The following is a 23,981-nucleotide window of genomic DNA, read 5'->3' as shown; positions in this document are numbered from 1 at the left end:
AATACAAAAAGTAACGACCCTACTCAGTAGGGCCGTGAGATTAATTCAGTTGGGAGCCAACTTCAAACCAGCTTGCTCTGGCGTTGAGGATGTCCTGCACCGGCAGGGCTTTTTTGCCCGGAATCTGCAGGCTTTCCAGTACCAGAATCTCTTCACCAGTGGCGACATAAATGCCGGTTTTGTCTGCTTTGAGAATGGTCCCCGCCGCTTGGTTGGAACTGCCCGCTTCGACGCGCGCCTGCCAGACTTTGATCTGGTTGTCAGCGACCGCGAAGTGGCTCATTGGCCACGGGTTAAATGCACGTACGCAGCGCTCAATCGCCTGAGCACTCCGAGTCCAGTCAATTTTGGCTTCTTCTTTACTCAATTTTTGTGCGTAGTTCGCTAGGGCGCCGTCCTGTTTGACCGCGACTGCCGTACCTTGTGCGATATCGCTCAGGCATTCAACCAGAGCTTGCGGGCCGAGTTCTGCCAGCTTGTCATACATGGAGCCGCTGGTGTCGCTGGCTTCAATCGGCAGCGTGGCAATCTTGAGCATGTCGCCGGTATCAAGACCGACATCCATCTGCATGATGGTCACGCCTGTTTCCGAATCACCCGCCCAAATCGAGCGTTGAATCGGTGCGGCGCCGCGCCAGCGTGGCAGAATCGAACCGTGCACGTTGATGCAACCCAGTTTAGGTGTATCAAGCACAGCTTTTGGCAACAACAAGCCATAAGCCACGACGACCATGATGTCGGCATTCAGTGCAGCCAGCTCTTGCTTGGCTTCATCAGATTTGAAATTTTCTGGTTGATATACCGGAATGTTGTGCTCGAGCGCCAGGTTTTTGACCGGGCTGGCGGTGAGTTTTTTACCGCGGCCGGCTGGGCGATCCGGTTGAGTGTAAACCGCGATCACCTCGTGCTCCGAAGACAATAACGCCGCCAAGTGACGGGCGGCGAAATCCGGAGTACCTGCAAAGACAATACGTAATGATTGGCTCAAGGTCACCTCTCTGTATGTTTATTGATTCTTTTCGTTGAAGCGTTTGATTTTTTCCAGCTTCTCTTTGATGCGGTTGCGTTTGAGTGGCGACAGGTAGTCGACAAACAGTTTGCCTTCTAGGTGGTCCAGCTCGTGCTGTACACAGATCGCCAGCAGATCATCGGCTTCAAAGCTGTATTCGTCACCGTTGCGGTCTAACGCTTTGACGGTCACTTCTGCGGCGCGAGGGACCAGAGCGCGAGCGCCAGGTACAGATAGGCAGCCTTCTTCAATGCCGTCTTCACCGCGTTTTTCTAGGATGACCGGGTTGATCAGAACCATTGGCTCATCACGAGTTTCTGAAATATCGATCACCACGATACGCTGGTGAACGTCAACCTGAGTTGCAGCAAGGCCAATGCCTTCTTCGTCGTACATGGTTTCAATCATGTCGTCGACGATCTTCTGAATCTCTGGGGTGACTTTCTCAACCGGCTTAGCAACGGTGCGAAGACGATCATCCGGGAATGTTAATACTTGTAATACAGACATATACACTCGAAAAATTGAACTGTGCCGAAACAGCTTAACGCTTGTTGGCTCAATTCTAGACATTTTATGACCTAAATGACAGCATCCTGCGAGATTTCTCCGAATCCTTCTTAATTCTTTCGACCAGGGAAGCAAGGTCATGACCAGACTGACAAGTCGTTTCGCCTCAGTATTACAACCTCGTTTATTGCCGCTATTTCTGGCTGCATTCGGTGCTTGCGCGCAGCCGGCGCCGCCGTTGGTGCTGAAAGACGATGCGCCGACGACGTATACGGTGGTGAAAGGGGACACCTTGTGGGATATCTCTGCGTTGTATCTAGACAGCCCTTGGTTGTGGCCACGGTTATGGCAAATCAACCCTGATATCAATAACCCTGATCTTATCTATCCCGGCGATAAACTGACGTTGGTTTGGCGTGATGGTCAGCCTACGCTGAGCCTGAAACCGATGGTGAAACTCAGCCCGAAAGTTCGCGTTATGGAGAAACAGTCGCTACCGACGGTCGACGAAGAGTTGTTGTTGCCCTATCTGCACACCGATCGCCTGGTTGACGCTACGGAGATAAAAGAGAGTCTTCGTGTGATGGGCGCTGGTGATGGGCTGCAATACCTGACGGCAGGCGAGCCCGTTTATATTGCCGGACCTCAAACTCATGCGCAGTGGGGAATTTATCGCCCGATGACGGAGTTTGAACGCGACGGCCAGGTGATGACTGCTCTGCGACTGATTGCGACTGCTCAGCTTGGCAGCAACCGTCAGCAAACCAGTGAGCTGCTGGTGCGTCAGCAACGGCATGAGATTCGCGTAAACGACATTGCATTGCCGGAAACCGGGTTGGAAGGGTTAAACTTAACGACATCCTTTTTCCCAAGGCCTGCACCGCAATCGCTCACAGCCCAGATTTTGGGTTCGTTGGAAGGCAGCCAGTATGCGGGTCAAAACCAGGTCGTGGTCATCGACAAAGGGACAGATGACGCGCTGGTTCAGGGCAGTATGTTTGAACTGTTCCGCTCAGGAGTGGCGGTGTATGCCGATGATGGACACTACAGCTATGAGTCTCAACACGGTGACGATGCATTGGTATTGCCTGCGTACAAAATTGGTAGCCTGATGGTGATTCGTCCTTATGCGGCGTTTAGTCTTGCGCTTATCACCGAAAGTATGGAGCCGATTGATACCGCGGTGCAGGCACAATCTCCGCAGACGCCAGAGCTTGAAGCCACCGCAAGTGTGGTTCAGGCAGAGCCTGCCAGTTGATGCTCGAACGCGATCTGGCTGCTTGGCTGGCTTTCAGTTTTACTCCTCAACTCGGTATCCGAACATTGCAGCGTTTAGCCAGTCGTTACGCGCTGTCTGACCTCAAACAACACCTGAATCGTGACGGCTTGGCCGTAGGACTGAAAGACAACCAGATTCAGTATTTGCAGCGGCAGGCCGATCAAGACGTCGATGCCTGCCTGCGTTGGAGTGAGCAGGCTGATAATCGCCATATTCTGACGCCGTTTCATGCGTACTATCCCTCGTTATTGACCGAAATCGCCGCCGCTCCGCCAGTGCTGTTTGTGGAGGGGCGGCTTGAAGCGCTGCGTGCGCCGCAAATTGCTATTGTCGGCAGTCGCAACGCCAGTATCGACAGTCAGCAAATCGCTCATCAATTTGCCACGCAATTGGTCGAACACGGTTTGGTGGTCACCAGTGGTCTGGCGCTTGGTATTGATGGCTACGCGCATGATGGCGCACTCAAAGCGGGTGGGGAAACTATTGCGGTGCTGGGCTCGGGGCTGGAATGTATTTATCCGGCTCGCCATCGCGCGTTGGCGGGGCGTATTGTTGACAGAGGCGCCTTGGTGTCGGAATTTCGCCCTGATGCCAAGCCTCGACCTGATCATTTTCCGCGTCGTAATCGTATTATCAGTGGGTTGTCATTGGGCGTTCTGGTGGTGGAAGCGGCGGAAAAAAGTGGCTCGCTCATCACCGCGCGTTATGCCGCCGAACAGAGCCGAGAGGTGTTTGTCGTGCCGGGCTCAATTCGCAACCCGAATAGCCTCGGCAGTAACCAGTTGATTCGACAAGGGGCGTGTTTGGTACAACATGTCGATCATATTCTCGAAGAAGTCAGCAGTTTGATGGACTGGAGCCGAAATCAGTCACAACCTGAGCAGACAGAACTTTTTTCTGGCACATATAACGAAGAAGAATTGCCATTTCCCGAGCTGTTAGCTAACGTAGGGGGAGAGGCTACACCAGTTGATATTCTTGCAAACAGGACCAATATACCTGTCCAGGATGTCATGATGCAGCTCCTGGAGCTTGAGCTTTCAGGGCATGTTGTTGCAGTTTCCGGTGGCTATATTCGTAAGGGGAGGGGCTAGCTATGATGATGGATATTCTGATGTATCTATTTGAAACTTATATCCATAGCGATGCAGAGTTGCAAGTGGACCAAGACGAACTCGAAGATGAACTGCTTCGGGCCGGATTTCACCAAAAAGACATCTACAAAGCCCTTCACTGGTTAGAAGAGCTGGCTGCGCTGCAGCAGACCGATGCACATTCCGCGATCGCAACCAGCGCGGCCACATCAGTGCGTATCTTTACCGCGCAGGAAATGGAGCGTTTGGATACGGAATCGCGCGGTTTTTTGATGTTCCTTGAGCAAATCAAAGTGCTGACACCTGAAACGCGTGAGATGGTGATTGATCGCGTCATGGGCTTGGAAACCAATGAGTTCGAACTTGATGACCTCAAGTGGATCATTCTGATGGTGTTATTTAATGTGCCAGGGAATGAAAATGCTTACACGCTAATGGAAGAGCTGTTGTACAGCAAAGAGCAAGGTATTGTTCATTAAGTAAGATCAGTGGCAACGTAAGTAGTACACATGAGCGGTAAAAAAATCGATCACCAGTTGTTTTCAGCCCATGAGCAGGCGCTGAATCACGAACCGTGTCCCAAATGCGGCGCTGCGTTGCAGCTTCGACACGGCAAACACGGTCCTTTCTTGGGTTGCAGTCAGTATCCTGGCTGCGACTTCATTAAACCCCTACATCAGAATGACGGCCATATCATCAAAGAGCTTGGCGTGCCGTGCCCGGAGTGTGGACATGAACTGGTGTTACGGCAGGGACGCTACGGTATGTTTATCGGCTGTAGCCATTATCCTGAATGTCATCATATTGAGTCGCCGGACACGGCACCACAAGAATTGGTGGTAGAAACCCAGATTACTTGCCCCGAATGTGGCAAAGGCCATTTGGTTGAACGTAAGAATCGCTTTGGCAAGGCATTTTTTGCTTGTGACGCGTTTCCAAAATGCAAATTTGCACTCAATCAACCACCCGTGATGGGGCAGTGTCAAGCGTGCGGTTATCCGTTGCTGATTGAAAAGAAACTCGCCAGTGGTACCAAGTATCAGTGTGCCGACAAAAAATGTGGTCACACTCAAACTGAAATGAAAAACGGCGCTTAATCGCGCCGTTTTTGTTGGTATTGAATTCAGGGTCTAGTGCTTAATCTGCTGCGCCACTTCCTGTACCGCCGGAAAGGCTGTTGGATCGAGAACGGCTGCCAGTTGACATAGCTTACGTTGTAATTCGCCACTGTAATCGGCGGTGACGTTGATGTGACCCATTTTGCGTCCGGGACGTTTGTCTTTGCCATACCAGTGAATATGGCAGCCTTCCATCGCCAGCAGGGCATCAGGCAAGGTGTCTTCACCCAGAATGTTGATCATCGCAGTTTCGCGAATCAGCTTGGTGCTGCCCAGTGGCAGTCCGCACACTGCGCGTAGATGATTTTCAAACTGACAGGTTTCTGCGCCCTGCTGAGTCCAGTGGCCAGAGTTGTGCACGCGCGGCGCAATTTCATTGACCAGCAACGTCCCCTGGACGTCGAAAAACTCCAGCGCCAGCACGCCGACGTAATTCAGGCTTTCAGCCACGGCGGTAAACATCTGCTTCGCTTGCTCTTGTAATTCTGGCGCATCAATAGCGGTCGACAGGCTGAGGACGCCGTTCACGTGCACGTTCTCAGCCAGTGGATACACCGCGATCTCGCCATCTTTGCCACGCGCGCCAACCAGCGACACTTCGCGATCAAAGGGCACGAACTCTTCCGCCACAATCGCCTGTTGCTCAGATGCCGCCAGTGCTTGTGCCATGTCGGCCCAAATCGTTTCGCTATCTTGTGGGGTTTTGAGACGCCATTGGCCTTTGCCATCATAGCCACCCAAGGCGGTTTTCAGCACCATGGGAATGCCGACGTAATCAATTGCAGCATCAAATTCAGCGCGGTTGGTGATCACTGCGTATTTGGCGTTGCGTACGCCCGCGTTGTCCAGCAGTGCTTTTTCCAGACGGCGATCGCCACCGGCTTTAATCGCGTCGGTACTTGGCAGAAATTTTCCGCTGCGTTCACACACGGCCAGCACATCGTGAGGAATGTGTTCAAATTCGGCGGTAATCACATCCGCACCGGTAATTGCCTGTTCCAAACCATGGCCAATTACAGCCTGAGTCAGCGGATGCACCACGTTCTGGGTATTGACGTCAAAGGCGGAAATTTCAATGTTGAGCGGCGCCCCGGCCAGAGACATCATGCGCGCGAGTTGACCGGAACCTAATACCAATACGTGCATGATTTATTCCTCGGCTGGGTTTGGGTTAGCCAGCACGGCTTCGGTTTGTGCGGCGCGGAACGCTTCCACTTTCGCCATCACGCTTTCATCAAACGCACCAAGGATTTGTGCGGCCAGCAGCCCTGCATTCGCAGCGCCAGCTTCACCAATCGCCAGAGTGCCGACCGCGATGCCTTTAGGCATCTGAACGATAGAATAAAGAGAGTCGATACCCGACAACGCACGCGACTGTACCGGAACGCCCAGTACGGGTAGGCTGGTGAATGCAGCTGTCATGCCGGGAAGGTGCGCCGCGCCGCCAGCGCCAGCGATGATCACTTTTAGTCCACGCTCTTTGGCACTGGTGGCGTAATCGGCCAGAAGTTGAGGGGTACGGTGCGCGGAAACCACTTTGGTTTCGTAAGCAACACCAAATTGATCCAGCATCTCTGCTGCAAGCTTCATGGTTGGCCAATCCGATTTTGAACCCATGATAATGCCGACTTTCATCTCAAACTCCTTCAAGCGTTATAAATTAGGTGAGCTTTTGTGCGCGCATTATACGGGGATTTTTCTTTCAAGCAAACGTTTGCGCAGTGATTGAAAGTGTAGCGGTATAATTTATCCCGAATTAGATTTAGCCGTTGCGCCGGATAATTTGTACACTAGGCCGCAAATAAAAAAGTCAGCTCAACTTAGGAAACTCTGGTGAATAATTTTGAACATACACTGCAAGCGTTGCAGTCCGGTGAAGTGATCGCTTATCCCACTGAAGGTGTGTTTGGTGTCGGGTGTGATCCGGACAATCCGCAGGCGATTGAAAAGTTGCTGCAACTCAAGCAGCGTCCGGTCGAGAAGGGCCTGATTCTGATCGCTGCGTCGTACCAACAACTGCTGCCTTATATTGATGAAAGCCAACTGACTCAAGAGCAGTTGGAGCGAGTGCAGTCGACCTGGCCGGGGCCGGTGACCTGGATCATGCCAGCCAGCCAGCGTGTCTCGCATTGGGTGAGCGGCCAGTTTGATACCATCGCCGTGCGCGTGACCGATCATCCGTTGGTGCGGAAGCTGTGTTTGGCGTATGGCAAGCCGCTGACCTCAACCAGCGCGAATCTGTCCGGTTTGCCACCGTGCATGACCACGCAGGAAGTCGAACAGCAACTCGGTGATCAGCTGGTGGCGATTCTGCAAGGCGAAACGGGCGGACGCAATAAACCCAGCGAGATTCGCGATGCCAAAACGCTCCAGGTACTGAGACAAGGCTAAGTCAGCAAAGGAAGTAACGATGCCAACCATCAATAAAGAAGCCGTCAAACAATTTCTGTTGTCGCTACAAGACAGCATTTGCCAGCAGTTGGAAGCCGTCGATGGCGGTGCCAAATTTGAAGAAGATGCCTGGCATCGTGAACCAGGCGAAAAGCTCGGCGGCGGCGGTCGTACGCGCGTGATGCGTCATGGTCATGTGTTTGAACAGGGCGGGGTGAATTTCTCCCATGTGGAAGGTCAGCAGATGCCCGCATCGGCAACCGCACACCGCCCGGAACTGGCCGGACGCCGCTTTGAAGCGATGGGCGTGTCATTAGTGATGCATCCCAATAACCCATACGTACCGACTTCGCACGCGAACGTGCGTTTTTTCATTGCGGAAAAAGAGGGTGAGGCGCCGATTTGGTGGTTTGGCGGCGGATTTGATCTCACGCCCTTCTATCCGTTTGAGCAGGATTGTCATGAGTGGCACCGTGTGGCAAAAGCACTGTGCGCGCCGTTTGGTGATGACGTTTACGCCGAGCATAAAGCATGGTGCGATCGTTACTTCTATCTGCCGCATCGCGAGGAAACCCGCGGTATCGGCGGGCTGTTCTTTGACGATCTCAATCAGTGGAGCTTTGAGCAGTGCTTTGACTATATTAAGGCGGTCGGCGAGGGGTACACGCAGGCGTATCTGCCGATTGTCGAGCGCCGCAAAGCGACACCGTATGGCGAACGCGAACGCGAGTTCCAGCTCTACCGTCGTGGCCGTTATGTCGAATTTAACTTGGTCTTTGACCGCGGCACGTTGTTTGGCCTGCAATCGGGTGGACGCACCGAGTCGATTCTGATGTCAATGCCGCCGTTGGCGCGCTGGGAATATCGTTATCAGCCACAGGCGGGGAGCGCCGAAGCGGAATTACAGCAATTTTTAGTACCGCGCGAGTGGTGACAGAGTCAGTAGTGAGTGATAGGGTCGCATACAGCGACCCTCTTTCTTTCAGGCAGGAACATGGATTTTCAATACGATCAGTATGCGGTGTTCGGCAACCCGATCGGCCACAGTAAATCACCTTTCATTCATACCTTATTTGCCCGTCAAACCAATCAGGCCATGACCTACACCGCGCAACTCGCGCCCGTGGATGGTTTTGTGCAAGCTGCGACAGATTTCTTTGCCCACGGCGGTAAAGGGTGCAACATCACCGTTCCGTTTAAAGAAGCGGCGTTCACGTTTGCCACCCGCTTGACGGAACGGGCGCAACTGGCTGGCGCGGTTAACACGCTTAAAAAACTCGATGATGGCGGTATTCTGGGGGATAACACGGATGGTGAAGGTCTGGTGCAGGATCTGATGTTGCATCAGGTGCCGTTGCAAGACGCGCGAATTCTGTTGATTGGTTCCGGCGGCGCGGCGCGTGGTGTGCTCAAGCCTTTATTAGATAAACAGCCAGCCAGCATCACCATTACGAACCGCACCTTTGCCAAAGCGCAGCAGTTAGCGGAGAGCTTTGCTCCGTACGGTAAGGTGAACGCTGTGGAAATGGCGCAGCTGAATTCCGGTTTTGATGTCATCATCAACTCGACGTCGGCCAGTCTGGATGGTGCCTTACCGGATATCTCCGCCGCGATTTTCCAGCCGACCAGTGTGGCGTACGACATGATGTATGGTAAAGGTCACACCATTTTCAACCAATGGGCATTAGACAGTGGGTGTGCTCAGGCGTATGACGGTTTGGGGATGCTGGTGGGGCAGGCGGCAGAAAGTTTTATGTTATGGCGTGGTTTACGTCCGGGGACGAAACAGATTCTGCGTGAACTGCGCAAAAATTTAGAAGGTTAATCATGAACCAATCGATCTTATTTCCGGATATGCAAACTTGGAATGATGAGCTGCAAGCCGTGGTGTTTCCTGCACAGCAGGCCGGAGCGCTCATTGAATGTGTCGTGACGCTTGCCGAACTCAGCCGTCTGTCGGCAGAGACGATTGATGGTGAGCAACAGGCTCTGGCTATTTTTCAGACACTGCGTTTTGATTTGGAAGAAATAGCTGAAGCGCTGATTGAAGAAGAAGACTACAACCAGCGCGGACAAATCGAAGTGGTTAGCTAACGGCTTCAACCGACGTCAGGTAGTCATTTTTATTCTGAACGTAGTTTTGTGCGGACTTTACTAAAAAGGCTCTTTCTTTTTCATTTAGAGGACGAGCCTGTTTCACCGGGCTGCCTATATATAGATAGCCGCTTTCTAAGCGTTTTCCAGGTGGGACTAAACTGCCCGCACCGATCATCACATCACTTTCTACTACTACGCCATCCAATACGATAGCGCCCATGCCGACTAACACGCGATCTTGGATGGTGCAGCCATGCAACATCACTTTATGCCCGACGGTCACGTCTTCACCGATAATCAGCGGATAGCCGTCTGGATTTTCGTTATTCTTGTGCGTCACATGCAACACACTTCCATCCTGAATATTGGAGCGCGCGCCGATCACAATGTGGTTCACATCACCGCGAGCCGCCACCAGAGGCCAAATACTGGCGTCATTACCAATCTTGATGTCGCCAACGAGAACGGAACTCTCATCTATATAGACACGTTCACCGATCTGTGGAGTGATTCCTTTATAACTACGAATAGCGCTCATTACGCCTCCTTATCTGGGCTGTTGAGGGCAGTTTAGAAGTGAAAGAGTAGTAGAAATAGCCCTTGGTGAATAAAAAACAGTCAAACAGTTAAAAAATCAAAAAAAACGTGAAAAAGCGCTTGCCAATGTGAGCTCGATCTCTATAATGCCCCCTCGCTGACACGGCAAAGCTTCGAAAGAAACAAAAGCAGTTCAGCAAGGTCGTTTTCAGAGCTGAAAAGCTCGCGAAAATAAACTGAAAAAAGTGTTTGACACGACAGTTTATCTCGCTAAAATGGCCGCCTCTTCCACGGTGACTCAGTCGCTGAAGCAGGAAGAAAGCTCTTTAACAATATAAACCTATCAATCTGTGTGGGCACTCGTTGATGATAATCGCAAAAGATTTATCAATGAACTGAGTGACCAATTTGATACTTCGGTATCGAGCACAGTCAATTCAACATTACATAGTAATGTTATCAGTATTCATTGAGCCAAAACTTTAATTGAAGAGTTTGATCATGGCTCAGATTGAACGCTGGCGGCAGGCCTAACACATGCAAGTCGAGCGGCAGCGACAACATTGAACCTTCGGGGGATTTGTTGGGCGGCGAGCGGCGGACGGGTGAGTAATGCCTGGGAAATTGCCCTGATGTGGGGGATAACCATTGGAAACGATGGCTAATACCGCATGATAGCTTCGGCTCAAAGAGGGGGACCTTCGGGCCTCTCGCGTCAGGATATGCCCAGGTGGGATTAGCTAGTTGGTGAGGTAAGGGCTCACCAAGGCGACGATCCCTAGCTGGTCTGAGAGGATGATCAGCCACACTGGAACTGAGACACGGTCCAGACTCCTACGGGAGGCAGCAGTGGGGAATATTGCACAATGGGCGCAAGCCTGATGCAGCCATGCCGCGTGTATGAAGAAGGCCTTCGGGTTGTAAAGTACTTTCAGCAGTGAGGAAGGAGGTATCGTTAATAGCGGTATCTTTTGACGTTAGCTGCAGAAGAAGCACCGGCTAACTCCGTGCCAGCAGCCGCGGTAATACGGAGGGTGCGAGCGTTAATCGGAATTACTGGGCGTAAAGCGCATGCAGGTGGTTTGTTAAGTCAGATGTGAAAGCCCGGGGCTCAACCTCGGAATTGCATTTGAAACTGGCAGGCTAGAGTACTGTAGAGGGGGGTAGAATTTCAGGTGTAGCGGTGAAATGCGTAGAGATCTGAAGGAATACCGGTGGCGAAGGCGGCCCCCTGGACAGATACTGACACTCAGATGCGAAAGCGTGGGGAGCAAACAGGATTAGATACCCTGGTAGTCCACGCCGTAAACGATGTCTACTTGGAGGTTGTGGCCTTGAGCCGTGGCTTTCGGAGCTAACGCGTTAAGTAGACCGCCTGGGGAGTACGGTCGCAAGATTAAAACTCAAATGAATTGACGGGGGCCCGCACAAGCGGTGGAGCATGTGGTTTAATTCGATGCAACGCGAAGAACCTTACCTACTCTTGACATCCAGAGAACTTAGCAGAGATGCTTTGGTGCCTTCGGGAACTCTGAGACAGGTGCTGCATGGCTGTCGTCAGCTCGTGTTGTGAAATGTTGGGTTAAGTCCCGCAACGAGCGCAACCCTTATCCTTGTTTGCCAGCGAGTAATGTCGGGAACTCCAGGGAGACTGCCGGTGATAAACCGGAGGAAGGTGGGGACGACGTCAAGTCATCATGGCCCTTACGAGTAGGGCTACACACGTGCTACAATGGCGCATACAGAGGGCGGCCAACTTGCGAAAGTGAGCGAATCCCAAAAAGTGCGTCGTAGTCCGGATTGGAGTCTGCAACTCGACTCCATGAAGTCGGAATCGCTAGTAATCGTGAATCAGAATGTCACGGTGAATACGTTCCCGGGCCTTGTACACACCGCCCGTCACACCATGGGAGTGGGCTGCAAAAGAAGCAGGTAGTTTAACCTTCGGGAGGACGCTTGCCACTTTGTGGTTCATGACTGGGGTGAAGTCGTAACAAGGTAGCGCTAGGGGAACCTGGCGCTGGATCACCTCCTTATACGAATGATTATTGCGATGAGTGTTCACACAGATTGATACGGTTTAAATGTGAAGAGTATCTTAGTGTCCCGTTCGTCTAGAGGCCTAGGACACCGCCCTTTCACGGCGGTAACAGGGGTTCGACTCCCCTACGGGATACCACGGGTCGTTAGCTCAGTTGGTAGAGCAGTTGACTTTTAATCAATTGGTCGCAGGTTCGAATCCTGCACGACCCACCATTTCCTGCCACAGGAAATCAAATAATGTGGGCGATTAGCTCAGTTGGGAGAGCACCTGCCTTACAAGCAGGGGGTCACTGGTTCGAACCCGGTATCGCCCACCACTCTCTAAGAATTTTTGGATAGGATAGCCAAACCACTTCAGTAAAACGGGTGTGGTTCGGATTTCTGACGCTGAGAATCCTTAGAAAGTGTTTCTTTCGATAGAAAGTGGCATAGCTCTTTAACAATTTGGAAAGCTGACAAAACAACAATTTATTGTTGTTTGTAAAGTTCTCAATGTATTCCTGAATGGAATACACCAACAAACACATTCAAGTGTGCTTGGTATCGAAGCTTACTGATTCAGTAAGTCTTCAAATTGAGTCCGGCAAAATCAGTCACACACTCATGAAAAATAAATGTGTGACACCTAGGTTGTTTAACAGCAACCCGAAACTCCTTCGGGTTGTATGGTTAAGTGACTAAGCGTACACGGTGGATGCCTTGGCAGTCAGAGGCGATGAAGGACGTAGTAACTTGCGATAAGCTCAGATTAGGCAGTAACAGCCACTTGAGTCTGAGATTTCCGAATGGGGAAACCCAACTGCATAAGCAGTTATCATTAACTGAATACATAGGTTAATGAAGCGAACCGGGGGAACTGAAACATCTAAGTACCCCGAGGAGAAGAAATCAACCGAGATTCCGATAGTAGCGGCGAGCGAAATTGGATTAGCCCTTAAGCTTTACATGCGTCAGGTGAAGGTTCTGGAAAGGACCGCGAAACAGGGTGATAGCCCCGTAGCCGACAGCGCATGTTCAGTGAAATCGAGTAGGGCGGGACACGTGTTATCCTGTCTGAATATGGGGGGACCATCCTCCAAGGCTAAATACTCCTGACTGACCGATAGTGAACCAGTACCGTGAGGGAAAGGCGAAAAGAACCCCTGTGAGGGGAGTGAAATAGAACCTGAAACCGTGTACGTACAAGCAGTAGGAGCCTCTTCGTGGGGTGACTGCGTACCTTTTGTATAATGGGTCAGCGACTTATATTCAGTGGCAAGGTTAACCATTTAGGGGAGCCGTAGGGAAACCGAGTCTTAACTGGGCGTTCAGTCTCTGGATATAGACCCGAAACCGGGTGATCTAGCCATGGGCAGGTTGAAGGTTGAGTAACATCAACTGGAGGACCGAACCGACTAATGTTGAAAAATTAGCGGATGACTTGTGGCTAGGGGTGAAAGGCCAATCAAACTCGGAGATAGCTGGTTCTCCCCGAAAGCTATTTAGGTAGCGCCTCGGACGAATACTACTGGGGGTAGAGCACTGTTAAGGCTAGGGGGTCATCCCGACTTACCAACCCTTTGCAAACTCCGAATACCAGTAAGTACTATCCGGGAGACACACGGCGGGTGCTAACGTCCGTCGTGGAGAGGGAAACAACCCAGACCGCCAGCTAAGGTCCCAAATTACAGCTAAGTGGGAAACGATGTGGGAAGGCTCAGACAGCTAGGATGTTGGCTTAGAAGCAGCCATCATTTAAAGAAAGCGTAATAGCTCACTAGTCGAGTCGGCCTGCGCGGAAGATGTAACGGGGCTAAGCTGTAAACCGAAGCTGCGGCAATGCGATTTATCGTATTGGGTAGGGGAGCGTTCTGTAAGCCGTTGAAGGTGTGTTGTAAAGCATGCTGGAGGTATCAGAAGTGCGAATGCTGACATGAGTAACGACAAGGGGGGTGAAAAACCTCCCCGCCGGAAGACCAAGGGTTCCTGTCCAACGTTAATCGGGGCAGGGTAAGTCGACCCCTAAGGCGAGGCCGAAAGGCGTAGTCGATGGGAAACGGGTTAATATTCCCGTACTTCTTACAATTGCGATGGGGGGACGGAGAAGGCTAGGTGGGCCTGGCGACGGTTGTCCAGGTTCAAGTGCGTAGGCTTGAGGGTTAGGTAAATCCGGCTCTCTCTAAGGCTGAGACACGACGTCGAGCTACTACGGTAGTGAAGTCATTGATGCCATGCTTCCAGGAAAAGCCTCTAAGCTTCAGATTGTAAGGAATCGTACCCCAAACCGACACAGGTGGTCGGGTAGAGAATACCAAGGCGCTTGAGAGAACTCGGGTGAAGGAACTAGGCAAAATGGTACCGTAACTTCGGGAGAAGGTACGCTCTTGATGGTGAAGTCCCTCGCGGATGGAGCTGATGAGAGTCGCAGATACCAGGTGGCTGCAACTGTTTATTAAAAACACAGCACTGTGCAAAATCGTAAGATGACGTATACGGTGTGACGCCTGCCCGGTGCCGGAAGGTTAATTGATGGGGTTAGCGTAAGCGAAGCTCTTGATCGAAGCCCCGGTAAACGGCGGCCGTAACTATAACGGTCCTAAGGTAGCGAAATTCCTTGTCGGGTAAGTTCCGACCTGCACGAATGGCGTAATGATGGCCACGCTGTCTCCACCCGAGACTCAGTGAAATTGAAATCGCTGTGAAGATGCAGTGTACCCGCGGCTAGACGGAAAGACCCCGTGAACCTTTACTACAGCTTGGCACTGAACATTGAACCTACATGTGTAGGATAGGTGGGAGGCTTTGAAGACGTGACGCTAGTTGCGTTGGAGCCGTCCTTGAAATACCACCCTTGTATGTTTGATGTTCTAACTTAGCCCCGTTATCCGGGGTGAGGACAGTGCCTGGTGGGTAGTTTGACTGGGGCGGTCTCCTCCCAAAGAGTAACGGAGGAGCACGAAGGTGGGCTAATCACGGTTGGACATCGTGAGGTTAGTGCAATGGCATAAGCCCGCTTAACTGCGAGAATGACGGTTCGAGCAGGTGCGAAAGCAGGTCATAGTGATCCGGTGGTTCTGTATGGAAGGGCCATCGCTCAACGGATAAAAGGTACTCCGGGGATAACAGGCTGATACCGCCCAAGAGTTCATATCGACGGCGGTGTTTGGCACCTCGATGTCGGCTCATCACATCCTGGGGCTGAAGTCGGTCCCAAGGGTATGGCTGTTCGCCATTTAAAGTGGTACGCGAGCTGGGTTTAGAACGTCGTGAGACAGTTCGGTCCCTATCTGCCGTGGGCGTTGGAAGATTGAAGGGGGCTGCTCCTAGTACGAGAGGACCGGAGTGGACGAACCTCTGGTGTTCGGGTTGTGTCGCCAGACGCATTGCCCGGTAGCTAAGTTCGGAATCGATAACCGCTGAAAGCATCTAAGCGGGAAGCGAGCCCTGAGATGAGTCTTCCCTGATACTTTAAGTATCCTAAAGGGTTGTTCGAGACTAGAACGTTGATAGGCAGGGTGTGTAAGCGTTGTGAGGCGTTGAGCTAACCTGTACTAATTGCCCGTGAGGCTTAACCATACAACACCCAAGGGGTTTTGTAGTGGACTCAAAGCTAAGCGCATAAGAATGTGTTGAGAGAACGAAAAACAGCTTTCCGAATTTTAAGAATTTGCTTGGCGACCATAGCGTTTTGGACCCACCTGATTCCATTCCGAACTCAGAAGTGAAACGAAACAGCGTCGATGGTAGTGTGGGGTTTCCCCATGTGAGAGTAGAACATCGCCAGGCTTTAATATCGTTTTCAGATATCCATTTAAAGTGAATAGCCTGAAAACACAGCTAAATATCTAGCATCGTAAGTATAAGACTCGATTTTTAGTGACAATTTGTGGAGAGATGGCTGAGTGGTTGAAAGCACCGGTCTTGAAAACCGGCGTACGTTAATAGCGTACCTAGGGTTCAAATCCCTATCTCTCCGCCACTATTAAAAAACCCGCTGAGCAATCAGCGGGTTTTTTGCTATTTATCATGATGAAAATACATCGTAAAAAAGCCGCGGTGATGGCGGCGATAACGTTCAGTCAACGATACTGCGTTTGGATGACACCACTCGCCACAACGCTCTGACCAACGGATCATCGAGCTGTGAACGCTTACAGCACACTCCGAGTTTGAATGGCTTGATCGGTGAAAAGGACAGGCGTTGTACTTTCTCTCGCACTGGACTGTTGTTGATCACCACATCCGGCGCAATTCCGACACCACATCCCAGAGCGACCATACTGACGATCGCTTCATGGCCCGCGATCTGTGCATAGATGCTGGGCTTAATCTTCATCTTTTTAAACCAAGCGTTGGCGCGATCCCGCGCGGTCCCGGCTTCAGGAACAATAAAGGGTACTTGCGTCCAGTCTGGGTGCTCTTTTTGTATTTCTTCGACAAAGCTACTGATACCAATAGGCGCGATCACTGACAATGGGATTTCGCTGATCGTTTCAAATTCAACTCGGGATGGCAGACTTTCTGGCATCGCGGAAATCGCTATGTCCGCTTCGTCGTTAAGAATTTTATCGATCGCTTGTGCTGGGTCGCCAGTCAGCAGTTTGAATTCAATATAAGGGTGTTTGAGGCGAAAAGCATTGAGCAGTTCAGGTAAGTGGCTGTAGCTGGCGGTGACGGAACAGAACAGACGAATCTCTCCTTTTAGTTCTGCTTCCTGATCGTTGAGTTGCGACTGAAACTGGCGCCACTCATTGATCATGCGCATCGCGACTGGGAGTAACTTGCTGCCCGCTGGTGTCAGCTCGACGCTGCGGTTGTCGCGGACAAACAGGACGTGACCAATCTCTTCTTCCAGTTTCTGTACCTGGCGGCTGAGCGCCGAGGGACTGACGTGCATCGCGGTGGCGGTTTTGCTGAAATTCATACTGTCGCAAAGATGGAGAAACAGTTGTAAGGTTTTAATGTTCATGTGCACTCGCATGTTGCATTAATTGCAATAACTAATTGTGAATATATCACTTTAAGCAACTTACTGTCTGTTTTAGTATGAATTCATTCGGTGCAGAGCCACCGACCTGATGGAATAACGATAAAGGAGCACCCTCATGGCTAACTATTTCAATACGCTAAACCTGCGCGAACAATTAGACCAACTTGGCCGCTGCCGCTTTATGGCACGTGAAGAATTTGCAACAGAAGCAGATTACCTCAAAGGCAAGAAAGTCGTCATCGTAGGTTGTGGTGCTCAAGGCCTGAACCAAGGTCTGAACATGCGTGACTCTGGTCTGGATGTTTCTTATGCTCTGCGCCAAGCAGCCATCGATGAAAAGCGTCAGTCCTACAAGAACGCCAAAGACAACGGCTTTGTGGTTGGCAGCTATGAAGATCTGATCCCACAAGCTGACCTGGTCGTTAACCTGACTCCGGATAAACAGCACTCAAACGTTGTAGAGACGGTTATGCCTCTGATGAAAGAAGGCGCTGCTCTTGGTTACTCACACGGCTTCAACATTGTTGAAGAAGGCATGCAAATTCGTCAAGACCTGACCGTAGTTATGGTGGCACCTAAATGTCCGGGTACTGAGGTTCGTGAAGAGTACAAACGTGGCTTTGGTGTTCCGACACTGATTGCGGTTCACCCAGAAAACGATCCAAAAGGTGAAGGTTGGGATATCGCGAAAGCATGGGCTGCGGCGACGGGGGGTCACCGTGCTGGCTGTCTGGAATCGTCTTTCGTGGCGGAAGTGAAATCTGACCTGATGGGTGAACAGACTATCCTGTGTGGCATGCTGCAAGCGGGTTCTATCGTATGTTACGAGAAAATGATTGCTGACGGTATCGAACCAGGTTACGCAGGTAAACTGCTGCAGTTTGGTTGGGAAACCGTAACTGAAGCGCTGAAGTTCGGCGGCATCACGCACATGATGGATCGCCTGTCTAACCCAGCGAAAATTAAAGCGTTTGAACTGTCTGAGGAGCTGAAAGATCTGCTGCGTCCTCTGTATAACAAACACATGGATGACATCATCTCTGGTCACTTCTCCAGCACGATGATGGCAGACTGGGCGAACGATGACGTGAACCTACTGGGCTGGCGTGCAGAAACGGCGGAAACGGCGTTTGAAAACTACCCGGCAACGGATGTGAAGATTGCTGAACAAGAATACTTTGATAACGGCATTCTGATGATCGCGATGGTTCGCGCTGGGGTTGAACTGGCATTTGAAGCAATGACCGCATCAGGCATCATTGACGAGTCCGCGTACTATGAATCACTGCATGAACTGCCGCTGATCGCTAATACCATCGCTCGTAAGCGTTTGTACGAAATGAACGTGGTTATCTCTGATACTGCTGAGTACGGTAACTACCTATTCGCTAACGTAGCGACTCCGCTACTGCGCGAAAAATTCATGCCGAACGTGGGTACTGACGTGATTGGTAAAGGTCTGGGCGAAACATCTAATCAGGTGGACAATGCCACTCTGATCGAAGTGAACAGCATCATCCGTAATCACCCAGTGGAATACATCGGTGAAGAACTGCGTGGCTACATGAAAGACATGAAGCGCATCGCGGTAGGTGATTAATCACTCGGCTTAAAAGAATTACAAAAGCAAACACAACAACATAAAAAAGAAAAAGGGCTTAGTCGCAAGACTAAGCCCTTTATATATTCAATCAACCACCCGCAAAGCAGGGGGCGCTGCTTATTTGTCAGCCAGTTTCGCTTCAAGCTCCGCCAGTTTGGCTTCCATCTCGGTTAGCTTCTGGCGCGTACGCAGCAGAACTTGAGTCTGCACATCGAACTCTTCGCGGCTGACCACGTCCAGTTTGTTCAGTTGTCCCTGAATAACCTGACGTACTTTCTGTTCCACATCCGCCCCCAGGTCTTTCACTGGCTGAGGCATAGATTCGTGAATCTGTTTGGCAATTTGCTCAAGTTTCTTTGGATCAAACATTCGTTCTTCACTCCTATATTTATTCCGCTCATTCTATGCAATTCACCGTGCAATGTCGTTAATTGCGACAATAAAAAAGGCCACCGAAGTGACCTTTTGTGAGTCAGAAACTCTTTATTGGTTTACTTATTCTCAGCTAATTGGCGGTGCGCTGCTTTGGCTTCATCGACACGGGCCAGCTTCTCCAGGTCTTTGTCTTCGACAAACACCGGCAGTGGCTTGTGTTTTTCAGCCAGATAGCTGTAAATCACGGGCAGTACGAACAACGTAAAGATAGTACCTATCGCCAGACCAGCGACGATAACGATACCAATACTGAAGCGCTGCGCCGCACCTGCACCAGTAGCGTACATCAACGGGATCAGACCAGCAATCATCGCGGCTGTGGTCATCAGAATCGGACGCAAACGCACTTTCGCAGCGGCCATTACGGCATCAATGCGGCTGAGCTTATTGTGTAACTGCTCTTCTTTGGCCACTTCGCAGATCAGAATACCGTGTTTAGTGATCAGGCCGACCAGAGTAATCAAACCGACTTGTGAGTAGATGTTCATCGTCGCCATGCCCCAAGCCAGCGCGATCAACGCGCCACAGATGGCGAGTGGTACCGACACCATGATCACGATTGGGTCTTTAAGAGATTCAAACTGAATCGCCAGAACCAGGAAGATGATCGCCAGTGCCAGACCAAACGTCGCGTACAGCGCGCTGCCTTCGGTCACGTACTGACGAGCTTCGCCCATGTAGTCGTGGTTGTAGCCTTTCGGCAGTTTGGTCTCAGCGATGTTTTCAAACCAGTTGATAGCATCACCCATGGCTGTACCCGGTGAAGGCACGGCACCCACTGTCGCCGAGTTCAGCTGGTTGAAGTGTGGCAGTGCGCGTGGCTCTGCAATCACGTCAATGCTGATCAGGCTGCCCAGAGGGACGGCTTTACCATCGGCGCCGCGAACATAGTAGTTGTTCATCGATTCCGGGTTCAGACGCCATTTACGCTCGACCTGAGGGATCACTTCGTACGAACGACCGTTCAGGTCGATACGGTTGACGTAACCGTCCGCCATCATAGTTCCCAACGTGACACCGATATCCTGCATGGTGACGCCATACGCACCCGCTTTGTCTTTATCGATGTTGATTTTCATCGTTGCGGAATCGTAGTTCAGGTCCAGGTTCGAATACACGAACAGTGGGCTACTCTGCACTTCGGTCAGCACGTCGGTCGCAATGGTAAACAGGCTCTCAAACGCATTCGGAGTGGTAATGACAAACTGGATTGGCAGACCCGAACCCGCACCTGGCAATTCAGGCATCTGGAATGCGGTTACGGCCATACCCGGAATGTCTTTCACCAAGTTACCCACGCGTGTGGTCACTTCTGCCTGGCTTGCTTCACGCTGGCTCCAAGGGACCATCGAAGCGATACCAAATGCCTGGTTGGAATCCGGCACCCCGGTAAAGACCTGCGCAAATTGCACTTCTGGCTGATCGGACAGAATCTTGTTCACGTCCGCCATGGTGTTAGACAGGTAATCCAGGTTCGCGTTAGAAGGACCGGTACCGAGCAGCATGACCACGCCTTTATCTTCCGACGGTGCCAGTTCACTTGGGATGAACTTGAACAGTACCGGCAGGCTGCCAAATACGATGATTGCAAACGCAATCACCACCGGACGATGTTGCATGACCGCGCCAAGCATTTTCTCGTAACGGTTGGTCATCTTATCCAGTACATGGTGTACTTTCTGTTCAAAGCGATTGGGTTTTTCATTCGCTTTGAGCATTTTTGAACACATCATTGGCGACAGAGTCAGGGCGATGATACCGGACACAAACACCGAACCTGCCAGCGTGAGGGCAAACTCTTTAAACAGCGAGCCGGTAATACCGCCCATCAGCGCGATTGGCGCGTATACCGCACCCAGCGTCAGCGTCATCGCGATAACCGGAACGGCGATTTCACGCGTACCAATGATGGCGGCACGGAACGGTGATTCGCCCTCTTTAATATGGCGGTCAACGTTTTCCAGTACCACGATCGCATCATCCACCACCAGACCGATGGCGAGTACCATTGCCAGCAGCGTCATCAGGTTCCAGGAGAAACCCATTGCCTGCATCACCATCGCGACACCAATCAGCGACAGCGGAATGGTGACGATAGGAATGATAACGGCGCGGAACGAACCAAGGAACAGCGTGATCACCACCAGTACGATCACGGCCGCTTCGACGATGGTTTTGATGACCTCGTGAATCGATTCGTTGATTGCCACCGTCGAGTCATACATCACGTTCATCGAAATGTTGCTTGGCATGTTGCGTTTTAGTTCCGGCAAAATGTCGAGCACATCTTTCGCGATATTGATCGGGTTAGCACTTGGTGCGGCGTTAATCGCTGCAACCACCGCTTCCTGACCGTTCGCACTCGCGCGGTAGGTATCGTGGCTCTTGGCCAGAGTTACGTTGGCGATGTCGCTCAGGCGAGTGACACTGCCATTTTCGTTTTTCACCACCAGATTTTTCAGTTCATCGACGTTCGATACCTGAGTATCCGCGCTGCCGTTAAACAGCACGAATTCGCCTACCGCCTGACCGGTGGCCGACTGGTAGTTGTTCGCGCTCAGTACGCCCATGACATCGGTGGCCGTCAGGTTGAAAGCCGCCATCTTGGCCGGATCCAGCCACACGCGTAGGGCGTATTTCATCCCACCGTACAGGTCGATGCTGGAAATACCGTTAATCGAGTACAACTGAGGGTTGATCACGCGTTGCAGGTAATCGGTGATCTGGCTTGAGTCCAGTTCATGACTGGTAAAACCGATGTAGAGTACCGCCGTTGTGGAACCGGTCGACATCGTCACCGTCGGGTCTTCCGCTTCTTTTGGAAGCTGAGAGCGCACCGAGTTGGTTTTGGCCAATACATCCGACAACGCCGCATTCGGATCGGTGTTGAGTTTCATGTTGACCGTGATCTTCGAAGTACCCAAAACCGACTGCGATGTCATGTAGTCGATATTGTCCGCCTGAGCAACCGCCTGTTCCAACGGCTGGGTAATAAAGCCTTGAATCAGGTCGGCACTCGCACCGTAGTAGCTGGTGCTGACGGTGATCACCGTATTGGTCATTTCCGGATATTCACTGACCTGCATTTTGAACACGGCCTGCAAACCAAGCAGGGCGATCAAAAAGCTGATCGAAACCGCGAGTACCGGACGTTTAATAAAAACATCAGTAAAGCGCATACGTCCTCCGCTTACAGCATTGGGGTTTCAGCAGGTGGCGTAGTGGCATCACTTTCCACAATGCGAACTTTCGCGCCATTACTTAAACGAACCTGACCAGAGGTCACGACCATATCACCCGGTTTTACACCTTCAAGAATGTGGGCGATATCCTCAGTGCGTTCACCGACTTTCACCACGTGCTGTTGCACGCGTTGTACACCCTCTTCTTCAGTGACAATAAATACATTGTTACCGTAGAGAGTAAAGGTGATGGCGGTTTGTGGCAGAGTGACCTGGTTGTCCAGTTTCGGCAGAATGATGTTGGCACGCGCGAACATACCGCTGCGCAGTTTACCGTCGCTGTTCGGAATGTCGGCTTGAACCTGAATCAGACCACTTTGCACGCTGACTGCTGGCTCAATCGCGGTGATCGAACCGCGGAATGTGGTTTGCGGGTAAGCATCCACGGCGATGTCGACTTCCTGACCGATGGAAATGCGCGAGATATCTGTTTGTGGCACGGTAAAACGCAAACGCATGACGCTGGTATCTTCCAGGCGCACAATGTCGGTGCCCGGTTGCAGGTACTGACCCAGATACACATTACGAATACCCACTACGCCCGCAAATGGTGCTTTGATTTCACGACGCGCAATCGAGGCTTTCAGGCTCTCAATGTCTGCAGACAGTGAGTAGTAGTTTGCTTCGGCTTCATCGAAAGATTCTTTAGAAATTGAGCCTTTAGTATACAAACCTTTATAACGCTCATATTTGGCTTTGGCGGCCGGCAAACGAGCTTGTGAGCTTTTCAGGTTGGCTTTTTCCACTTCTGAATCCAGCAGCACCAGCGGCTGATCCTGCTGAACTTGCGCGCCTGATTCGAAAGCAATTTTATCGATCACGCCGCTGGTTTCAGTCGTCAGGGTGACGCCTTGATTAGGCTCGATAAAGCCGATCGCTTCAATGACCGGAACCCAGTCCACGGGCTTCACTTCGGTTACCGTCACGGGAAATTCCGCTTCCGGACGATTAGCCATGTATTCAGCAATTTTCTTTTGCTTAAACAGATTGAAACCTATCACGCTGCCAAACAGCAGAATCACGATAAGTATCATGAAGAATGTCCACTTTTTCATTCTCGTGAGAACCCCAAATTAGTGTTGAATGATTGCGTCCCAGCTGGCTTCAATGACGGCTTGCAGTTGGTCATTGTCCAGTTGATACAGCCCCGACACATGTTTTTGTGCCAGAACGACAGTCGTTTCAAAACTTAACGCCGCCAGAATTTGATTATCCAGTGGTTTGAATAAGCCTTGATTTTTACCTTGGTCAAACAGCAAATCGACTTTGGTAAACATTTTCCTCTCAAGTCCCCTGGTATTGCAACCCGTTGTTGTGGGTAGTGATTCATATTGAAGTCGGTTGCAAATCAGATCGCCGTCGGAACTAGCCAAGCTCCAGATGTTCAGCCACATGGTACGAAAGCGCTGTTTCAGCGGCATGTCATCACTGACATTCGCCTGCACAGCCTCCGCAATACGGCGGCTGACATGTAAACGCACTTCCAGGAGCAGATGTTCCTTATCATCAAAGTAGCGATACAACGTTCCCGCTGCGACCCCGGCTTTCTCGGCCAGTTTGTGCATCGATAAACCGTGAAACCCCAGTTCTGCAATCAAGGTTTCCGCTGATTCAATGATCGCCAGACGTTTGTCAGCTTGTTGATCGGGCACAG

General features: G+C 51.3%; 19 protein-coding genes, 4 tRNA genes and 3 rRNA genes. 16 read left to right on the top strand and 10 right to left on the bottom strand.

From position 1 onward, the window contains the following. Window positions 1-40: 40 nt before the first annotated feature. Both fmt and def read right to left on the bottom strand, forming a co-directional pair. The gene (fmt, locus tag DYA43_RS13870; protein ID WP_061057246.1) at window positions 41-988 is read right to left on the bottom strand and encodes a methionyl-tRNA formyltransferase; all 948 of its coding nucleotides are present in this window, start codon (window positions 986-988) and stop codon (window positions 41-43) included. 18 nt (window positions 989-1,006) lie between these two features. Beyond that, window positions 1,007-1,519 (bottom strand): peptide deformylase, encoded by a 513-nt coding sequence (gene def, locus DYA43_RS13865; RefSeq protein ID WP_020332568.1) that lies wholly within the window; start codon window positions 1,517-1,519, stop codon window positions 1,007-1,009. A gap of 139 nt (window positions 1,520-1,658) precedes the next feature. On the opposite strand from def, the gene DYA43_RS13860 reads away from it, so the two are divergent. Genes DYA43_RS13860 through DYA43_RS13845 form a run of 4 tightly spaced genes read left to right on the top strand, consistent with a single transcriptional unit; the run spans window position 1,659 to window position 4,989 of the window. Next, window positions 1,659-2,777 (top strand): LysM peptidoglycan-binding domain-containing protein, encoded by a 1,119-nt coding sequence (locus DYA43_RS13860; protein WP_061057041.1) that lies wholly within the window; start codon window positions 1,659-1,661, stop codon window positions 2,775-2,777. Next, window positions 2,777-3,892, top strand: coding sequence for a DNA-processing protein DprA (gene dprA, locus DYA43_RS13855; RefSeq protein ID WP_047461837.1), 1,116 nt, complete (start codon window positions 2,777-2,779; stop codon window positions 3,890-3,892). Before DYA43_RS13860 ends, dprA begins: the two co-directional genes overlap by 1 nt. Window positions 3,893-3,894: 2 nt before the next feature. After that, complete coding sequence (locus DYA43_RS13850; protein ID WP_020332565.1) at window positions 3,895-4,371, top strand: DUF494 family protein; 477 nt, start codon at window positions 3,895-3,897, stop codon at window positions 4,369-4,371. A 30-nt stretch (window positions 4,372-4,401) separates the two neighbouring features. Beyond that, complete coding sequence (locus DYA43_RS13845; RefSeq protein ID WP_024374494.1) at window positions 4,402-4,989, top strand: DNA topoisomerase family protein; 588 nt, start codon at window positions 4,402-4,404, stop codon at window positions 4,987-4,989. A gap of 33 nt (window positions 4,990-5,022) precedes the next feature. Here DYA43_RS13845 and DYA43_RS13840 read toward each other — a convergent pair whose 3' ends face one another. Further along, complete coding sequence (locus tag DYA43_RS13840; protein WP_061057040.1) at window positions 5,023-6,156, bottom strand: 5-(carboxyamino)imidazole ribonucleotide synthase; 1,134 nt, start codon at window positions 6,154-6,156, stop codon at window positions 5,023-5,025. A 3-nt stretch (window positions 6,157-6,159) separates the two neighbouring features. Beyond that, complete coding sequence (gene purE, locus DYA43_RS13835) at window positions 6,160-6,645, bottom strand: 5-(carboxyamino)imidazole ribonucleotide mutase (RefSeq protein WP_061057039.1); 486 nt, start codon at window positions 6,643-6,645, stop codon at window positions 6,160-6,162. A 198-nt stretch (window positions 6,646-6,843) separates the two neighbouring features. Here purE and tsaC point away from each other — a divergent pair, with 198 nt between their 5' ends. The 4 genes from tsaC to DYA43_RS13815 are packed head-to-tail and all read left to right on the top strand — an operon-like array spanning window position 6,844 to window position 9,495. Then, entirely contained in the window at window positions 6,844-7,401 is a 558-nt protein-coding gene (gene tsaC / locus DYA43_RS13830) for an L-threonylcarbamoyladenylate synthase type 1 TsaC (RefSeq protein ID WP_061057038.1), read from the top strand. A 19-nt stretch (window positions 7,402-7,420) separates the two neighbouring features. Next, a complete protein-coding gene (gene hemF, locus DYA43_RS13825) occupies window positions 7,421-8,335 on the top strand; it encodes an oxygen-dependent coproporphyrinogen oxidase (protein ID WP_061057037.1) in 915 nt (304 codons plus the stop codon). A gap of 60 nt (window positions 8,336-8,395) precedes the next feature. After that, entirely contained in the window at window positions 8,396-9,226 is an 831-nt protein-coding gene (gene aroE, locus DYA43_RS13820; RefSeq protein WP_061057036.1) for a shikimate dehydrogenase, read from the top strand. A 2-nt stretch (window positions 9,227-9,228) separates the two neighbouring features. Then, window positions 9,229-9,495, top strand: a complete 267-nt coding sequence (locus DYA43_RS13815; protein ID WP_061057035.1) for a DUF1488 family protein — start codon at window positions 9,229-9,231, stop codon at window positions 9,493-9,495. Here the strand turns inward: DYA43_RS13815 and DYA43_RS13810 are convergent. Continuing rightward, window positions 9,488-10,036, bottom strand: coding sequence for a gamma carbonic anhydrase family protein (locus DYA43_RS13810; RefSeq protein ID WP_020332557.1), 549 nt, complete (start codon window positions 10,034-10,036; stop codon window positions 9,488-9,490). The genes DYA43_RS13815 and DYA43_RS13810 overlap by 8 nt on opposite strands. 482 nt (window positions 10,037-10,518) lie before the next feature. Between DYA43_RS13810 and DYA43_RS13800 the strand changes: the two genes are divergently transcribed. The 7 genes from DYA43_RS13800 to DYA43_RS13765 all read left to right on the top strand — a co-directional run bounded on the left by DYA43_RS13800 (window position 10,519) and on the right by DYA43_RS13765 (window position 16,036). Beyond that, window positions 10,519-12,071: ribosomal RNA gene (locus tag DYA43_RS13800) — 16S ribosomal RNA — on the top strand. 67 nt (window positions 12,072-12,138) lie between these two features. Next, window positions 12,139-12,214 (top strand) — tRNA-Glu (locus tag DYA43_RS13795). Window position 12,215: 1 nt separating this feature from the next. After that, window positions 12,216-12,291: transfer RNA gene (locus tag DYA43_RS13790), tRNA-Lys, on the top strand. A gap of 28 nt (window positions 12,292-12,319) precedes the next feature. Continuing rightward, window positions 12,320-12,395, top strand: a tRNA-Val gene (locus tag DYA43_RS13785). 350 nt (window positions 12,396-12,745) lie between these two features. Further along, a 23S ribosomal RNA gene (locus DYA43_RS13775) occupies window positions 12,746-15,633 on the top strand. Between the two features lie 94 nt (window positions 15,634-15,727). Further along, window positions 15,728-15,843: ribosomal RNA gene (gene rrf, locus DYA43_RS13770) — 5S ribosomal RNA — on the top strand. The 16S, 23S and 5S rRNA genes sit together here with 4 tRNA genes alongside, the layout of an rRNA operon. A 102-nt stretch (window positions 15,844-15,945) precedes the next feature. Continuing rightward, window positions 15,946-16,036, top strand: a tRNA-Ser gene (locus DYA43_RS13765). Between the two features lie 96 nt (window positions 16,037-16,132). Here DYA43_RS13765 and ilvY read toward each other — a convergent pair. Next, window positions 16,133-17,026 carry an HTH-type transcriptional activator IlvY gene (gene ilvY / locus DYA43_RS13760; protein ID WP_024374228.1) on the bottom strand — a complete coding sequence of 298 codons (894 nt, stop codon included), beginning with the start codon at window positions 17,024-17,026 and terminating at the stop codon, window positions 16,133-16,135. 136 nt (window positions 17,027-17,162) lie between these two features. On the opposite strand from ilvY, the gene ilvC reads away from it, so the two are divergent. Further along, the gene (ilvC, locus tag DYA43_RS13755; protein ID WP_020433563.1) at window positions 17,163-18,647 is read left to right on the top strand and encodes a ketol-acid reductoisomerase; all 1,485 of its coding nucleotides are present in this window, start codon (window positions 17,163-17,165) and stop codon (window positions 18,645-18,647) included. Window positions 18,648-18,767: 120 nt separating this feature from the next. On the opposite strand, the gene ubiK is transcribed toward ilvC, so the two are convergent. From ubiK to DYA43_RS13735, 4 genes are all read right to left on the bottom strand, one after another. Further along, window positions 18,768-19,019 carry a ubiquinone biosynthesis accessory factor UbiK gene (gene ubiK / locus DYA43_RS13750; protein WP_024374230.1) on the bottom strand — a complete coding sequence of 84 codons (252 nt, stop codon included), beginning with the start codon at window positions 19,017-19,019 and terminating at the stop codon, window positions 18,768-18,770. 122 nt (window positions 19,020-19,141) lie between these two features. Next, the gene (locus DYA43_RS13745) at window positions 19,142-22,264 is read right to left on the bottom strand and encodes a multidrug efflux RND transporter permease subunit (protein ID WP_020433565.1); all 3,123 of its coding nucleotides are present in this window, start codon (window positions 22,262-22,264) and stop codon (window positions 19,142-19,144) included. Between the two features lie 11 nt (window positions 22,265-22,275). Next, window positions 22,276-23,382 (bottom strand): efflux RND transporter periplasmic adaptor subunit, encoded by a 1,107-nt coding sequence (locus tag DYA43_RS13740; RefSeq protein WP_024374231.1) that lies wholly within the window; start codon window positions 23,380-23,382, stop codon window positions 22,276-22,278. A gap of 18 nt (window positions 23,383-23,400) precedes the next feature. Further along, the gene (locus DYA43_RS13735; RefSeq protein ID WP_061057034.1) at window positions 23,401-23,979 is read right to left on the bottom strand and encodes a TetR/AcrR family transcriptional regulator; all 579 of its coding nucleotides are present in this window, start codon (window positions 23,977-23,979) and stop codon (window positions 23,401-23,403) included. Window positions 23,980-23,981 lie beyond the last annotated feature (2 nt).

Origin of the sequence: Vibrio fluvialis (assembly GCF_900460245.1) — a bacterium.
GTDB lineage: Bacteria > Pseudomonadota > Gammaproteobacteria > Enterobacterales > Vibrionaceae > Vibrio > Vibrio fluvialis.
Note: the sequence above shows the minus strand (reverse complement) of the source record. Positions and strands in the feature narration are given on the sequence as shown.

What these genes read in the sequence shown, in the direction of transcription:
- DYA43_RS13745 (WP_020433565.1), bottom strand. Translation starts at nt 22,264, where the DNA reads ATGCGCTTTACTGATGTTTTTATTAAACGTCCGGTACTCGCGGTTTCG.
- ilvY (WP_024374228.1), bottom strand. Translation starts at nt 17,026, where the DNA reads ATGAACATTAAAACCTTACAACTGTTTCTCCATCTTTGCGACAGTATG.
- DYA43_RS13840 (WP_061057040.1), bottom strand. Translation starts at nt 6,156, where the DNA reads ATGCACGTATTGGTATTAGGTTCCGGTCAACTCGCGCGCATGATGTCT.
- purE (WP_061057039.1), bottom strand. Translation starts at nt 6,645, where the DNA reads ATGAAAGTCGGCATTATCATGGGTTCAAAATCGGATTGGCCAACCATG.
- DYA43_RS13845 (WP_024374494.1), top strand. Translation starts at nt 4,402, where the DNA reads ATGAGCGGTAAAAAAATCGATCACCAGTTGTTTTCAGCCCATGAGCAG.
- DYA43_RS13740 (WP_024374231.1), bottom strand. Translation starts at nt 23,382, where the DNA reads ATGAAAAAGTGGACATTCTTCATGATACTTATCGTGATTCTGCTGTTT.
- hemF (WP_061057037.1), top strand. Translation starts at nt 7,421, where the DNA reads ATGCCAACCATCAATAAAGAAGCCGTCAAACAATTTCTGTTGTCGCTA.
- DYA43_RS13860 (WP_061057041.1), top strand. Translation starts at nt 1,659, where the DNA reads ATGACCAGACTGACAAGTCGTTTCGCCTCAGTATTACAACCTCGTTTA.
- DYA43_RS13815 (WP_061057035.1), top strand. Translation starts at nt 9,229, where the DNA reads ATGAACCAATCGATCTTATTTCCGGATATGCAAACTTGGAATGATGAG.
- aroE (WP_061057036.1), top strand. Translation starts at nt 8,396, where the DNA reads ATGGATTTTCAATACGATCAGTATGCGGTGTTCGGCAACCCGATCGGC.
- ilvC (WP_020433563.1), top strand. Translation starts at nt 17,163, where the DNA reads ATGGCTAACTATTTCAATACGCTAAACCTGCGCGAACAATTAGACCAA.
- def (WP_020332568.1), bottom strand. Translation starts at nt 1,519, where the DNA reads ATGTCTGTATTACAAGTATTAACATTCCCGGATGATCGTCTTCGCACC.
- dprA (WP_047461837.1), top strand. Translation starts at nt 2,777, where the DNA reads ATGCTCGAACGCGATCTGGCTGCTTGGCTGGCTTTCAGTTTTACTCCT.
- DYA43_RS13810 (WP_020332557.1), bottom strand. Translation starts at nt 10,036, where the DNA reads ATGAGCGCTATTCGTAGTTATAAAGGAATCACTCCACAGATCGGTGAA.
- DYA43_RS13850 (WP_020332565.1), top strand. Translation starts at nt 3,895, where the DNA reads ATGATGATGGATATTCTGATGTATCTATTTGAAACTTATATCCATAGC.
- ubiK (WP_024374230.1), bottom strand. Translation starts at nt 19,019, where the DNA reads ATGTTTGATCCAAAGAAACTTGAGCAAATTGCCAAACAGATTCACGAA.